Consider the following 14,952-nt stretch of genomic DNA (forward strand, 5'->3'; position numbering starts at 1 on the left):
GTTGTTTTGGGATACGAGACAGATGTTAGTTTAAACAGCGTTTACTTACCTCTTTTTGACTTTACTTTTCGACTTTCACTGGGCTGTTTGATCTGCCAGGGAAGCTTTACTTGCTTCAATTACTAATATATCAATTGTTGTTCGGGTTTGACTGAATCTGTAACAAACTTTCATATTACCCTGGTAAGGTGGGGAGTGCATCGGCCTACATTAAACATAACGTTTATCGGGATCAACAGGAATGAACACCCTAGACTTTCTGAGATATTTCCAGGCGATGCCATCGGGATCTTTGCTTTGACTCCATTCCGCAAAACTATCATCGCTTTTACGACGGCCGATGGTACTGGGAGTTGTATCGAGTCTTTTGGCTAAATCTGATTGAATGAGCTTAAATTTCTCCTTTTTATCGCTATCAGGAGAAGTATTTTCAGATGGGGTAGTTTCAGGAGGGGGTGTGGGGGTTAATTGTTCTGGTGGGGGTTGTGGCGTTTCTGTTGGGGATGGAGAGGAAGCAACCTCAGAGGGTTGATCTTCTTGTTGCATTCGTTCTTCTTTAAGGGCGGCCAACTGAGCAAAAGGACTTGATAAAGAAGTGGTGGATGGGGGGGAAGAAACCTCAGATGGTTGGGATGTCACCTGATTATTGGGAGGGATCTCGATGTCATCATCATCATCATCATCAATATCAAAGGTTTCGGGTTCTTCTGGTTCTTCTGCCACTGGTTCACTATCATCGAGAATGCTGCCTAAAGTGCTGGCAGTAATGAAATAATATACTTTTCCTTGTTCTGGTAATTCCCGAGAAGTTGCGCTAAATTCTTCAGCCTTTCTCGCCAAGAAACGTTTAGCACTTCCTGCACTTAAATTTGCTTTCAGGGATAAATCCATCGGGGTGACTTGTCCCTGATTTTCTTGGATTAATTGGTTAAAAATGGGGTTAATCTTCTCGCTCCACCGTTGCCACTGATAATTGTCCACTAATTTCCAGACAATCACTAAAGCAACAAATCCCAATATCCAGATCCAAGCCTTGTAAAGAAGAACGATAATCGCAGCAAGGGGAAGGATGAGGATTAAGAAGGCAGCAGGAGTAGGATTACCATCGAATACTTTTCCAGTCATATTTCTGGTGTTCTCTATAAGTAATTAGCACAGCTTATATATAAATTTGTCTCCTCAGTATAGCTGATGGCTTTCTTGCGATGGAAAGATAAGCCGTTTTGCTTGAGGTATTGCACCTGTACTTAAGCTAGGTTAGCTTATTTTGTTGACCAAAGGATATTTTAACAAAATTATTGGCAGAAGTCCCCACCTATAAATTCTCAAAGAAACACCAGTATTTTAGGTGGGGACGGGGCTTATAAAATCTGCCGTGCGACGGCAGATACAGCCCCTCATGAATGCCAATCAAAAAAATAAACGGCGCAGCCTCCTCCCAATCTTATCTTTGTGTTATGATATTATCGGTCGCTCAAGTAAAGGATAATGTACAAGGTTTAGGTGATTTCCGAGAAAGCTTTTCCCATAGGGGGTAATAGCTTGGACTAAAGGCTTTCAAGAAATAAAAGGAACAGAGAGTTAGCGGATCTTGGTACACAACTTTAAAATTTCATAATTGGCTTGTCTGAAAAAACAGAAGAAATAGATTAAAATGAAGAGGTAAAAAGATTAGAGAGAGTAAATTGAAGCTAAAACAGACAAATCATCCCTTAACCCCGTCGATGGTCGATGATTTACGTTTAGCAGCCTCAAAAATGACGGGAGCAGAGCGTCGTTCATTTCAAGCTGAAATGTGTCTCAAGTATTGTGGAGGAAGTGCCAGACAAACCGAAATCGTGTTTGGTTGGGGGAGAAAAAATGTTCAACTTGGATTACATGAAAAACGAACTGGGATAGTGTGTTTAGGATTACAATCAGTCAATAGTGGATGTAAAAAATGGGAGGAAAGATACCCAATAGTTGCCCAATCATTGAAAGAAATAGCCGAAGCTCACGCACAACAAAACCCCACATTTAATAATCCCATTGCCTATACAAGATTAACGGCGGCTGAAGCCATTAAACAATTAAGAAATCTAGGATATAATGGAGAGGAGGTTCCTGCTGCTTCGACAATGGCAGATATTTTAAATCGTTTGGGCTATCGATTAAGAAAAGTGGTAAAAGATAAACCTAAAAAAAAATCTCGGAGACGGACGCTATCTTCGAAAATATAGAGAAAAAAGATAGAAAAAAAGACCCTTCTGTGAAACGTTTAAGTATGCATTGTAAAGCAACTGTGGAAATAGGAGAATATTCACGTGGCGGACAAACCAGAGGTTATAATCAAGCTCAAGATCATGATATGGGAACTAAAGAAAAATACGTTCCTTGTGGGATTGTAGATGAAGATACAGGGCAACTTTATGTAACTTTTGGAAGTTCTTATAAAACGAGTGATTTCATGGTAGATAACTTGGAGCAATGGTGGACAAGTCTGAGTATAACTGAAAAGCAGCAACTAGAGAACATCCAAATTAAAGTTGATAATGGAGCAGAAAATAGTGGAATAAGAAGGCAATTTTTGAAGAGAATGGTAGAGTTTGCCGACCAAACTAAGAAATCTATTCAATTACTATATTTTCCTCCTTATCACAGTAAATATAATCCCATAGAAAGATGTTGGGGAATTTTAGAGAGGCATTGGAAAGGAACACTTCTGAGAAATGCTCAAACGATGTTAGCTTGGGTAAAAACTATGACATGGAAAGGCTTAAATCCGATAGTTAAGTTAAGTAAAAAAGTTTATCAAAAAGGCATTTCTTTAACGAAAAAAGAGATGAAGGAAATTGAGAAACGTTTAGAACGTAATCCTCACTTACCTAAATGGGATATTTTGATTAGACCCAGTTAGTCTAAAAAGTTAATAAGAGTGTAAAATTAAGTGAATTTCCTTTTTAAAAATAGTCAAAGCTAATTTAAAAGTTAGCGTATTTCTTTCTTTTAGATAGGGAGGTTTTTGTTCGCGGAAAGTATCCGCGAACAACTTTTTATTTTTCCCTTTTCGCTTATTTGAGATGTTCTACAAACAGATTCTGAGAATGGGTGGGAAACTTTTTCTTGGAAATCACCCAAGCTGCTAATCAAGAAGTTATTACTCAAAATGTCTTGAAACTGATGGCTTTTCAACAGACTAAGCAAGCTGTCATCATGCAGTTAAACCAACAAGAATTGAGTGATTTAAACTTCAAACAGGACGTTAACAATATGGTTTTATCCAATGTTTCCAAGACTCTTGATAAAGGAGAACGTTCTGAGGAGGAGGAAAGGGCAGCACAAGCTCGCTCTCAACAAGAAATTCTCGGTTACATGAAACTCTATTAATAATTAATAGTTAATAATTAATAATTAATAGTTAATAGTTAATAGTTAATAATTAGGAGTTTTTGAGTATCAACTAACATTCATAGGAGATTAGATTAAGTGGGACTACGACAACAAAAAAAACAACTAATTAAATATTTTCTACGAGTCGGATTATTTTTCGTCGTTGCTTCTTGGATTTTATCTCCTTTTCTAGCTGGACAAAAAGTTGTTGCTCAAACTAATAATTCTTCGGTTAATGTTCTTAATCAAGGTATCCAAAGTCAACAAATTGTTTCTCAGAATTTAGAGACAATGTGGAACGATGTTCTTAATTCTGGTGTTTGGGATGCAATGGTTTGGGTAGGTACTCTTTTTACTGTGGCATTATTAACTATTTGGGTTTCTAAGGTGTTACGAGATTCTTTGAATAATGAGTTATCTGTTGATTATTTAACTTCTTTTCTTTGGTTATTTTTAGTCTTACTCTTACTGATAAATGATGGAGCTAATCTACGAAATACGGTTTTGGGACTCAGAGAACTGATTAACTTAACCAATGAAGAAGTTTTAGCTGTTCAGGTAGGTAGTTTAACTTTAGAAGAATCTTTTAACAATGTTGTTCAATCTGCTAATTTTAATAGTTGGGTACAACAGAAAACCATAGAATGTGAGAGTTTGCCCGATGAGACTGCCAAAGCGAAATGTCAGCAAGAGTTAGCGCAAGAGATTCAAGACAATGAAGATGCTCTAACACAAGAAAATCCCAATTTTTTATCTGGTCAATGGATTGCTGATGCTGTTGGTGACGCATTTCAACGAGGTCTGGAAATTATGCTTTTTGGTGTAGGTATTGCTTTCCAATGGTTAGTAGAAATTACTTTATTGTTAACTGCTTTGATTTCTCCTTTGGCTGTAGCTGGTAGTTTACTTCCTTTACAACAACGACCTTTATTTACTTGGTTATTGAGTTTTTATTCTGTGGGTTTATGTAAGCTTTTTTACAACATTATTGTTGGTTTAGTTGCCTATATTCTGAGTAACAATACGTCATCAGGAAATCCCAGTGGTGGCACTATTATCATTGCCATAGCTGTGGGTATTTTATCACCTATTTTAGCTGTGGGATTGGCTGCTGGTGGTGGCATGGCTACGTTCATGAGTCTGGGTAGTTTAATGGCGCAAGCTGGTGGCGTAGTTGGGGGTTTGGGGTTGGGATTGACTGGAAAGGGGCTAGGAATGGCAGGACGGGCAGCTACACCTGCACTGCAAGCAGGTGCCAGAGGTGTGGCTAATGCTGCTAATGCCAACTTTAGGACTGGTTACGGGGCTGCTAGGAGACCTCGTTATTCATCTGGTGGTGGTTTATCTGGTGGTGGTGGTGGTTCTCCTCGTTTACCTCAACGCCCTTCACCACCTCAACTCCCTTCTGCGGCTGGTTCGGTGACTAAACATTGAACATTGAACATTGAACATTGAACGAATACCGCTAAGTTATCCTGTTTGGACAGGCTGAAACCACCATTATTCCGTAGCGATCGCCACCATCTTGAGTCTTAACTTAGCGGCATTCAACATTGAACATCTTTCATTTTGGTTTCAAGCCTCTCCCGTCCCGGAGAAAGAAGTTTGCTCGAGGTTTCAAGCCTACTTCCAAAGGAATGATAAATGATAAATGAAATGACGGTATTACCTCCGAATGCTCCTAATCCTCCTACTAGACCTATTTATTAATTGTTCATTATCCATTGTCCATTATAAGGTTATGAAGTCTCGATTAATTCAAGAAAAAAAGTTATTTGGAAAAGACATTTCTTTACCCAGTGCTTACGGCAGTACCGTTCTACTTTGTTTGGGGGTATCTGTTGGCACCATTGTCTTACAAATAGGGGTATTGATTGGCATCTTTGCTGTTGCTAGAAAACCACCACCAGTCCTTGTACAAACACAGTCAGGGGATAGCTTAGTGGTTAAGGATATTCCTGCTTCTAGCAGAGATAGTAAGGCTATTTCTAAGTTTACAGGAGAAGTGTTAACCATGATGTTATCTTGGTCTGGTTATTTACCTGCTGAAACTATTCAAGAAAGCACAAAACCTAGACGGGATAGAGGGATAACCGTGGAAGGGGAGAACTCAAAGTATGTTTTACCTACCAATTCTTGGGAAGCTAGTTTTGCTTTTGAGCCTGAATTTAGAGCAGAATTCTTACCTAAATTAGCCCAATTTGTTCCCAAAGCGATTTTTAATGGTCAAGCTCAAACTTTTTATGTTCCGCAGTTTGTGGGTGAACCGGTTTCAGTAGGACAAGGAAAATGGAAGTTAGATGTTATTGGTTCCATTCATGTCATCGGACAAAACCATCAATTGAAAGACTCTATTCCTTTTAATCGTACTGTTTATGTCAGAGCAATTACCCCTATGTTTAAACGGGGTATTCCTGAAGATTCGAGCCATAATCAGTTGGCTCATAAAGTTCTTAAAATTCGCTCTGCTGCTTTAGAAATTTATGCCATTACTGACTTAGAAGACAAAGAAATAGGCAACTGAGCAATTAACAGTTAACAGTTAACAATTAACAATTACGGAGGATTTAACCATGAGTGATCAACCCAATTACAGCAACGAAGACATTAACCAATTATTAGGATTGGAATTCAGACCAGTTACCTTAACTGAGGAGGAAAACAATGAGTTAGTTTTTGATAATGAATCGATTGAAATTGAAGAAACAAATAGGAAATCTTGGTCATCAAATCCCTGGGCTAAATTAGGATTAATTGGAGGGGTTTTAGGATTGGTTTTTTTGGGTATCGGGACGTTTGTTACTGTTAGTGGTAATTTAGCTAATTCTTCTAATTTACAAGCTAATCAATCAGAAAATGAAGAAACTACTGAAGATTCTGGTCCATCAGAAGCGGAAACTTTAGCTGCTCTCAAAGCTAAAGCAGCCCTTGCTGGTCAAGAAAGTGAGTTAAATCGTTTAAAAGCGGTTGATGAGCCATTAGAGCAACAGGAACAACAACCAGAGACGAATTTAGTCTCTACCGAACCACAACAACCAGTTAAGGCTGTTTCTACTCCACCACCACGGCCTCAAACAGTGGCAGTGCGTCCCACTCCTAAACCCCTACCAAAACCAGTGAGAGCAACTTCTCGTCCATCTGCTCCTCCTGTAAGACAAACTCCGCCCTCAGCAACCACGAAAACGGTAGATCCCCTGCAACAATGGCAAACCTTAGCTCAAATAGGCAGTTATGGGGGTGGACCCGAATTTCTCACAAAATCTGCGATCGCCAAACACAGAAGCCTTACAGGAAGTGGGTTTGAACAGAGCGATCGCAGATTTCCCCAACCAACAGTCTGTTGTCAGATTTTAAGTTAAAATCAACCCGAATTAGACAAAGATGAAAAGATAAATCAATCACTCATTTTTCCAAAAAAATTATTAATAAAATCTCTAATAGTACTAGATTGTTAGAATAAAATATGCTATAATTTAATTATTAAAGCAATTTACCTTAAACTGATTTAATGAGTCCCAGTCATCCCCGAACCCCTCGTCAAGTAATCAACTTTAGTAAACAGAAAGGAAAAGAAATAATCGCTAATTTTGATGGGGGACTAATCACTTCAGATGCGGGGATTGTCTGGATAGCTGAGTTGGATAAAAAACTGGGAATTACCGAGAAGTTTGGTAACTGTTTTCAAGATCATCGTCATCAATCTTATGTAGATCATTCCGTTCATGAGTTATTAGCACAAAGGCTTTATGGAATTATTTTAGGCTATGAAGATGTCAATGACCATGATAAATTACGTCACGATCCTGCCCTTAAGATCGCTTTAGAAAAGCTTAATGAACTTGAAGATAAAAAGGGATGGTTAGCTGGAAAAAGTACAATTAATAGATTGGAATATTGTCCTGAGACTATTCTCGACCAAAAAACGAGTCGTTATCATAAAATAGAACCCAACTTTGAAGCCATTGAAAAATCTTTTGTCGATTTTTTTTTAGAGTCTTATAAAAAACCTCCCTTAAGTATTATATTAGATATGGATGTCACGGATGACCAAGTACATGGTAATCAAGAAGGGGCATTTTTTAATATTTATTATCACGGAGTATGTTATGCTCCTTTATATATTTTCTGTGGGCATCATTTATTAGTTGCTAAACTTCGTTCATCTAATGTAGATTCAACCGATGGAGCCTTAAACGAATTACAAAGAATTATCGGACTAATTAGAGAAAAATGGTCAGAGACTCATATCCTAGTTAGGGGTGATAGTGCCTATGCCCGTGAAGAAATCTTCTATTTTTGTGAAAATCAGCCTTTAGTTGATTATGTTATAGCTATGGGAACAAATGGCGTTATTAAGTTACGAGCGGATGATGTAATTGAAAAAGCCAAACATGAATATGAAAAAAAACTAGCTCCAATAACTGAATTAATGGATAGTTTATTTCAGAAAAAAGAAGATTTAGAAGAAGTTAAAAAATTAGTACCAATTTCTACTTGGCATCGCTCTATTCGTTATAAAACAGAAAAGTCATGGAGTTGTCAAAGAAGAGTAGTGACAAAAGTTTGTTATGGAAGTGATGGCTTAAAAATGCGCCATGTGGTGACATCTTTGCCCGCTTCAAAAATTCCACCCTCAAAACTTTATACAAAAAAATACTGTCCGAGAGGCGAGATGGAAAATCGGATTAAAGAACAACAATTAGACTTGTTAGCTGATAGAACTTCAACTCAAACATTTCAAAGTAATCAACTAAGATTATGGATACATTCCTGGGCTTATGTTCTCATAAATGCTTTTCGTCAACACTGTTTAAAAAAAACTTCATTGGCTAAAGCAACTGTGGGAAGAATACGTCTAAATCTTCTTAAGTTGGGAGCCAGAATAAAGATTAGTTGTAGAAGAATTATTATCGCTATAGCTAGTGCTTGTCCTTATCAAGATATTTTGTCTATTGCTAACAAAAGAATTAAAACTATTCCTAATACTGGATAAGTAGAATAAGTTGTTTTTTAAAAAAGATATCTATCATAAGTTGTTGACTGACTGATACTTTCATTTAGTCTTATTTATCGTGGAGAAAATTAAAAGTCAATATAATTATTCCCTCTTAAACTCAATTTTTGGATAATCAAAGTCAATTTTTTTATTCATCTATATTCAAAATTTCTATTAGTCCTAAAAATTATCATTTTTCATCTCTGGATTGGGCTTTCAAATTAATTTGTGAGAAATCCGGGTAAGGTGGTGCAAATATCTCAATCACAAATACGAGGGGCAGCATGGCTTAAAGCAATGGATACTTCTAATAGTAAGGGATCTGGGTGCGATCGCTCCATTAAACAAATGGATGTAGGCCCAACCCTGGTTATGCCTGCGGGGGCTCCAAGTGGAGCAGCAGAACCCCAGGACTTCACAATCCTTGGACAAGTTTCTTCTTACCGAAGTATCCAAATAGAAGAATAAGAAGGTGAAAAATCAAAAATTTAATTGGGTGTATTCACCTTTCAGTTAATACCAACTTAGGTCAATTGCTAATTTTGTAGACAAATAACGGTAGTTTAGGGGGAAAAATGGGAAAACTTAGAATTAGAGACCAACCGCCCCCTTCTCTATCCTCCCATACCCACAGTTGGCAACTTAATCAAAAATAAACCAATCCATGATTAGCTTTGTTGTTTTCCAGGGACTCATACCATGAACAAACCACTGTTATTCCTAATTCTAAATCGCTCAAAACAACGAATTAATAAGGGCTTTAGTCTGTTTGAAGTCAGCCTCTCCATTTTAATATCCTCAGCCTTTTTAATGGGGACCTTACAAGCGATGACCATTAACGCTGTTTTGCAAGTTAAATCAGAAAGACAAGCTCAAGCCAACTTTTTGATCCAACAAGACATTGAAATAATACAGGCAACCGCCAGTAATATGAGTCTTGAATATTATAAAAAAACTGATATTAAACCTATTCTTAACCCTAATAATTATCAAGACAACTACCTTTGTCGCGGTCCTAAACGGAGGAGTAAAGATACGCGTTTTGGGGCCGATTTAGTCAAGGAGTTAGACCGACGATTGAGCAAGGATATAAAGCCTAACGGTGATGATGACAAGAGCACTGAATCTAAGCCAGCTATTAAAGATTTAAATAAAGTCTTTTCCGGTGCTGAAGATTTCGAGCAATTTAAAACAGATGACAACGGGAATGTTGTTTTTAACAATGGTACTAAGAGACCAGAATTAAAAACAAATCCCGACCCCAAAAAAGTTGTGGTTCAAATAGTCATGAACGGCAGTGATGATGAATCAGACCCAAATTTTGAAAATAATCTTCTCAATCAAAACTATCGTATGGTTCGATTGATGACGGTTGACAAAAGCACCAGATACGACGTTTTACAAGTTTATTATCGAGTTGGAAAACCCTATCCAGAGCAAGGAGGAGAAGATCGAGATGGTGACAATTTACGAGATGACGAAGCAGGCAGAATATCAATCATCGCCGAAAATTACACAGAGGTTATACCGGCCGCTGTTGCTGAGTGCGGTCTCCCACAGCGCAAATAGGGGAGTTACCCTCTTAGAAATCATTATTGTTGGGGTAATCACTGGGATTATTGCTGCGATCGGGACCCCGAGTTTGATGGCAATGTTACGAGGAGATGAAGTCAAAGAAGGTCTTGATCAAATTAAACTGGCCCTGCAAGATGCCCAAAAACAAGCCATCCGCAACTCTAAGAAATGCACCATCATAGTCAGGAAAAAGCCCGGGGATGACCATTTTTCTCTTGATATTACAGATCCTAACGATCAAAGTTGTTTAGGTGGCGTGGACAGGGAATTACCCGAAAGCGTTGATGTTGTCATGAATGGTACCAACCTCCCAGGAGGTGTGACTTTTTCCTTTAAAGGTACAACAACAGAAACGGGAACTGTTGTAGTTCAACCGAAAAAAGGAAATGGACAAAAAAGATGTCTAGTTATCAGTAGTGGACTAGGAATTATGAGAACAGGAATTTACGAGTCCAGCGCATCCGATGAGTCCATAAAGGGTGACAACTGTAAAAAATTAATAGAAAAATAAGGAAAAATTATGTTAAAAATCTATTTAAAACTCTTACAAAAATACCGTCCTTCTGCCGGTTGGACTCTTGCTGAGTTAATGATTGCTGCTTCCATGACTTTGATGGTTGTAATGGCTTCTGGGTTCGGATTAATCATGATTTTAAAGGAAAATAAAGTTGCTAATGCCACTGGAGAAATGCAATACGATCTCAACAGAGCAGCTGAATTTATTAATGAGGAAATTCGTAGTGCTAAAACCATTGAATATGAGGGTGACATAAATAAACTTAAAGATTACGCTCCAACCTTTTTTAAGAAATATCCTGGCAAAACCCCCATCCTTGTTCTCAAAATTGATGGGATTTATGAACGAGTGGTTTACTATGTAGATGAAATTGATGAGGATCAACCCTGGCACGGTCCTGGGGAGATTAAACGCTTTGGTCCACTATTTTTCCAAGATGGAGGTCATATAGATCCAGATGATCAAAGCAATGATAAAGGAAGAAAACCCGATGAGTGGACAAGTCTCACTCTTGTGGACAAGATGGTACTAGACTTAGATGAAGAACGAAAGGATTGTCGTAACTTAACCCGTGATGATACCAACGAAGGTGAATACACCGATAGTGAAGGTAACAGATGGTATCGTTTTCCTAGAAAAACAGAAGAGGTCAAGGGATTTTTTACCTGTGTGCGAGGAGATAAACAACTAGTGCAGCTTGGCGAAAGTAATCCACCAGATTTTTACAGAAACTTTCGTGACTAGCCACGACAATGTGTTTCAATGAAACTAACGGAAGAATCTCGAAGTTGATGTCCATGATAAAAGCATTGCCAATTAACCTCTCCAACCTACAGAAAACAGTACTCCAACAAATAGTGAGAGGGACAACAAACCCCTATCGCCTTGTTAGACGAGCCAAGCTAATCTTAGCCGCAGCATCAGGAGAGAGCAATAGTTCGATTAGTCGAAGATTAGAATTAGACCGAGTACAAGTGCGTCAGTGGCGATCGCGATGGTTTGAGGAGAGAGAAAAACTGAGTGCCGCCGAAGAACAACAGGTAACGGAGAAAGCATTAATGGTCTTGATCAAAGGAATTTTAAGCGATCGCCCAAGACCTGGAACAACAAAATCCTTTACGGTCGAACAAGTAGTCCAGATTGTAGCGATCGCTTGTGAAGAATGTGATGTGAAGAATGTGAAAAATCAGACAGACCAGTGAGCCATTGGACACCTTCAGAGTTGCGGATGAAGCCATAAAAAGAGGAATTGTCGAAAAGATTTCCCCCCGTAGTGTGGGGCGTTTTTTAAAAAGAAGCGACATTACAACCACATCTCGTTCGTTACTGGTTAAATGCCAAAATTGATGATCCCTTAAAATTTAAAAAGCAAGTCAAATATATCTGTGAACTTCATCAAGAAGCTAAAACTTTGTTAGAACAAGGAATTCATTTAATTAGTACAGATGAAATGACAGGGATTCAAGCTCTTGAGAGATTATTTCCGAACAAAAGAATCAAGCCTAAACAAGTAGAAAAAATCGAATTTGAATATGAAAGACACGGAACTTTAAGCTTGATTGCGAACTGGGATGTGGCAAGAGGAAAAGTTGTTAGTCCCTCTATTGGACCGACAAGAACAGAACAAGATTTTTCTGAACATATCCAGAGAACGATTAAGATTGATGAAAAAGCAGAATGGATTTTTATTGTAGATCAACTCAACACTCATAAATCGGAAAGCTTAGTCAAATTAGTAGCAGAAAGCTGTGAAATTACTATTGATTTGGGGAGAAAAGGAAAGGAGGGGATTTTGCAATCTATGGACAGCAGAGCAGATTTTTTATCAGATGAATCTCATCGAATTCGCTTTGTTTATATTCCCAAACATACATCGTGGCTTAATCAAATTGAGTGTTGGTTTTCGATCTTAGTCAGGCGTTTACTCAAAAGAATTACTGTCCGTTCAACTGAAGAACTATCCCAAAAAATTCTCAATTTTATTGATTACTTTAATCAACATTTTGCTAAGCCGTTCGTTTGGAAATTTAAGGGCTTTAAAGATCATAAGTGACTGGTGGATTATTTTTGCTAAGCTGCAGTAGGGACTTGAGTTCGGAGTTCGGAGTTCGGAGTTCGGAGTTCGGAGTTCGGAGTTTTTTCCATGAGATAATCAGGTTTTAACACTCTTGATGAAAATGGTTTCAACTTCCCAGGCTCAACAACATCAACTCATCGGCCATTTCAAAGTTGGCGGTCACATTTTGTACGTCATCTAAAGATTCTAAGGCTTCGATTAGTTTAATAATGGACTTAGCTTGTTCATTATCCTCAATTTCGATGAGATTATTAGGAATCCATCTTAATTCTGCTTCTGTGACGTTAAAGTGTTGCTCATTTAATGTCTGACTTAATCTATCCAAGTTAGTCATATCTGTAAAAATTTCTGCCCCCTGCTCCCCAACGTCGTCGTACAATTCGTAACTATCTGCTTCTCCTTCCATGGATGCTTCTAAGAGGGCATTTTCATCGATCGCTCCTTCTACTCTCACCACGCCTTTTTGTTCAAACATCCAACCAACACAGCCAGTTTCCCCCAAGTTACCCCCGTTTTTAGTAAATGCTGAACGTAAGTCGGCGGCGGTACGATTTCGGTTATCGGTAAAGGCTTCGATGAGAATGGCAACCCCACCAACCCCATAACCTTCGTAACGAATTTCTTCGTAAATAGTATCATCGTTTTCGTAGGTTCCGGCACCTTTGGCGATCGCCCGTTCAATGTTCTCATTAGGAATACCGGCCGCCTTGGCTTTTTCGATGGCTGTCCGCAGTTGAAAATTCCCTGCTGGATCAGCAATACCGTGTTTAGCGGCCACGATAATAGCACGGGATAATTGAGCAAATGTTTTCCCTTTTTTAGCGTCCACTCTTTCTTTTTGGCGTTTAATATTTGCCCATTTACTATGTCCTGCCATAACAATATTTTTAATAACTATCTCTGTTGCATTATACCTTATTTAGAGTTCATATTGCTCTTGAATCCATAGGAATTTATGACTTGCCTCTTCTGCATTTTGAGCAATTTTAGCAAATTCCATAAATCGCCTCAACTCTTTTCTTAATAAGTTTCGTTCCACTTCCCAGGTAGCTCTATCTAAGTCTGGAGGCATGACTATCATATCATAAATTATCGCTTGTTTTTTCTGAGGAGAAGGTCGTAATACTCGTCCTCTTCTTTGAATAAACTGATGGGGGTTGCCACTACTAGCTAAGATAACAGCTTGTTCAATTTCTGGAATGTCTATTCCTTCATCTAAACAACGAATAGACACTAATCCTTGTAAGTCTCCTGCTTTAAATTGTTGACGAATTGTCTCCCTTTCTTCTAGGGTATTTTCTGCGGTATAAGTATTAACTCTATAACCTAATTCTTTACCTAAAATACGAGTCACTGCTGCGATCTGTTTTTGATAATTTTTTGGCTCATTTTCTAAATAACCATCCCCACAATAAAAAAGAGTATATTTCGTTTCTAAACGTTTTTTCATCAATTCTCTTAGTGCTGTTAATTTATTCTCGGCTACTCCGATTAAACGAGACCTTTGAATTAATAATGATGTTAAGTTATCATTATTTTTAAAATTCTCATTTTTTCCTAACGCTCAACCAATACGTTGAGTTAATTTAGCATAATTAAAGGCTTCTGATTCTGTTAATTTTACAAAAATCGGGTAGTATAAATAAGGAACTAATGCTTGTTTTTTAATTGCATCAGCCAAGGTAAATTCTGGTTTTATTACTTGTCCAAAATAGTCTAATAACGCATCGGTTCCTTCTTCATCAAAATATCTTTCTGGAGTAGCAGATAAAGCTAATCTTAAACCAATGTTACGGTGTAAACTACTTTCTAAACGGGGGGAACCTAAGTGATGTGCCTCATCCCCAACAATTAAGGTTTTCTCAGGGAAAAATCTTATTTGTGCTTGAAATCCTTGATTAATCAGAGTAGAATTCGTAGTGATTATAGTTAGAAAAGGTTGTTGATTAGACTGAATATTATAGAGTTCTGTTGATAGTTCACTTTACCAGTTATAAACACTTTCAAAAGCTAAAATTGGATTCAAATTAAACTTTATACATTCCTTTTGCCACTGTACAACTAAATGACGGTAGGGACAAATAATTAATAATACTTGAAGTTTGATTTTGTCGTATAATTCTGTAGCAATAGCTAAAGCCGTAATAGTTTTTCCGCTTCCTGTTGCCATTTTCAATGTTCCTCTCCCCTTATTTTTAAACCAGTTAATAACTGCTTCTTGTTGATAATCTCGTAGTCTTATAGTTTGGGGCGTTTGCGGGGTAGCTTGAGGAAATAGTTGATAACTCTTGTTCTTTTCTCTTACTCGATTATGAGAAAATTTTTGTTGATAATCTTTAATTAGTTGATGCCAATCAATGGTTAAATTAATTTGATTATATTCATCCATTAGCTTTAATTTTTTCTTATATAAATTAT

Annotated in this window: 12 protein-coding genes and 3 pseudogenes; 12 read left to right on the top strand and 3 right to left on the bottom strand. The window is 37.8% G+C overall.

Features of this window, described 5'->3' with window-relative positions:
* Nucleotides 1-210: 210 nt before the first annotated feature.
* Entirely contained in the window at nucleotides 211-1,125 is a 915-nt protein-coding gene (locus tag CWATDRAFT_RS08260) for a hypothetical protein (protein WP_007304578.1), read from the bottom strand.
* A 668-nt stretch (nucleotides 1,126-1,793) separates the two neighbouring features.
* On the opposite strand from CWATDRAFT_RS08260, the pseudogene CWATDRAFT_RS39535 reads away from it, so the two are divergent.
* The 12 genes and pseudogenes from CWATDRAFT_RS39535 to CWATDRAFT_RS08325 all read left to right on the top strand — a co-directional run bounded on the left by CWATDRAFT_RS39535 (nucleotide 1,794) and on the right by CWATDRAFT_RS08325 (nucleotide 12,510).
* Nucleotides 1,794-2,896 (top strand): annotated as a pseudogene (locus tag CWATDRAFT_RS39535) (ISAzo13 family transposase).
* A gap of 191 nt (nucleotides 2,897-3,087) precedes the next feature.
* Nucleotides 3,088-3,366, top strand: a complete 279-nt coding sequence (locus CWATDRAFT_RS08275; protein WP_042711324.1) for a hypothetical protein — start codon at nucleotides 3,088-3,090, stop codon at nucleotides 3,364-3,366.
* Nucleotides 3,367-3,465: 99 nt separating this feature from the next.
* On the top strand, nucleotides 3,466-4,803 hold the full coding sequence (locus tag CWATDRAFT_RS08280; RefSeq protein WP_007304582.1) for a hypothetical protein: 1,338 nt from the start codon (nucleotides 3,466-3,468) through the stop codon (nucleotides 4,801-4,803).
* Between the two features lie 307 nt (nucleotides 4,804-5,110).
* A complete protein-coding gene (locus CWATDRAFT_RS08285) occupies nucleotides 5,111-5,893 on the top strand; it encodes a hypothetical protein (RefSeq protein WP_157134056.1) in 783 nt (260 codons plus the stop codon).
* 49 nt (nucleotides 5,894-5,942) lie between these two features.
* Entirely contained in the window at nucleotides 5,943-6,728 is a 786-nt protein-coding gene (locus CWATDRAFT_RS08290) for a hypothetical protein (protein ID WP_007304584.1), read from the top strand.
* 149 nt (nucleotides 6,729-6,877) lie between these two features.
* Nucleotides 6,878-8,362 (top strand): IS1380-like element ISCwa5 family transposase, encoded by a 1,485-nt coding sequence (locus tag CWATDRAFT_RS08295; protein WP_007304585.1) that lies wholly within the window; start codon nucleotides 6,878-6,880, stop codon nucleotides 8,360-8,362.
* 231 nt (nucleotides 8,363-8,593) lie between these two features.
* On the top strand, nucleotides 8,594-8,833 hold the full coding sequence (locus tag CWATDRAFT_RS08300) for a hypothetical protein (RefSeq protein WP_007304586.1): 240 nt from the start codon (nucleotides 8,594-8,596) through the stop codon (nucleotides 8,831-8,833).
* Between the two features lie 231 nt (nucleotides 8,834-9,064).
* The gene (locus CWATDRAFT_RS08305) at nucleotides 9,065-9,934 is read left to right on the top strand and encodes a hypothetical protein (protein WP_007304587.1); all 870 of its coding nucleotides are present in this window, start codon (nucleotides 9,065-9,067) and stop codon (nucleotides 9,932-9,934) included.
* A 76-nt stretch (nucleotides 9,935-10,010) separates the two neighbouring features.
* Nucleotides 10,011-10,451, top strand: coding sequence for a GspH/FimT family pseudopilin (locus CWATDRAFT_RS08310; protein ID WP_232287039.1), 441 nt, complete (start codon nucleotides 10,011-10,013; stop codon nucleotides 10,449-10,451).
* Between the two features lie 9 nt (nucleotides 10,452-10,460).
* Nucleotides 10,461-11,201 (top strand): hypothetical protein, encoded by a 741-nt coding sequence (locus tag CWATDRAFT_RS37110; RefSeq protein WP_007304589.1) that lies wholly within the window; start codon nucleotides 10,461-10,463, stop codon nucleotides 11,199-11,201.
* A gap of 8 nt (nucleotides 11,202-11,209) precedes the next feature.
* Nucleotides 11,210-11,804 (top strand): annotated as a pseudogene (locus CWATDRAFT_RS08320) (helix-turn-helix domain-containing protein).
* A gap of 64 nt (nucleotides 11,805-11,868) precedes the next feature.
* Nucleotides 11,869-12,510 (top strand): transposase, encoded by a 642-nt coding sequence (locus CWATDRAFT_RS08325; protein ID WP_007303384.1) that lies wholly within the window; start codon nucleotides 11,869-11,871, stop codon nucleotides 12,508-12,510.
* 130 nt (nucleotides 12,511-12,640) lie between these two features.
* Here the strand turns inward: CWATDRAFT_RS08325 and CWATDRAFT_RS08330 are convergent, their stop codons facing one another.
* Together CWATDRAFT_RS08330 and CWATDRAFT_RS33150 are read right to left on the bottom strand one after the other, a co-directional pair.
* Nucleotides 12,641-13,411: a YebC/PmpR family DNA-binding transcriptional regulator gene (locus tag CWATDRAFT_RS08330; protein WP_007304591.1), complete on the bottom strand. Its 771-nt coding sequence runs from the start codon at nucleotides 13,409-13,411 to the stop codon at nucleotides 12,641-12,643.
* Between the two features lie 42 nt (nucleotides 13,412-13,453).
* Nucleotides 13,454-14,923, bottom strand: a pseudogene (locus CWATDRAFT_RS33150) (DNA phosphorothioation system restriction enzyme).
* Nucleotides 14,924-14,952 lie beyond the last annotated feature (29 nt).

The sequence above is a fragment of the Crocosphaera watsonii WH 8501 genome, assembly GCF_000167195.1.
Taxonomy (GTDB): Bacteria; Cyanobacteriota; Cyanobacteriia; order Cyanobacteriales; family Microcystaceae; genus Crocosphaera; species Crocosphaera watsonii.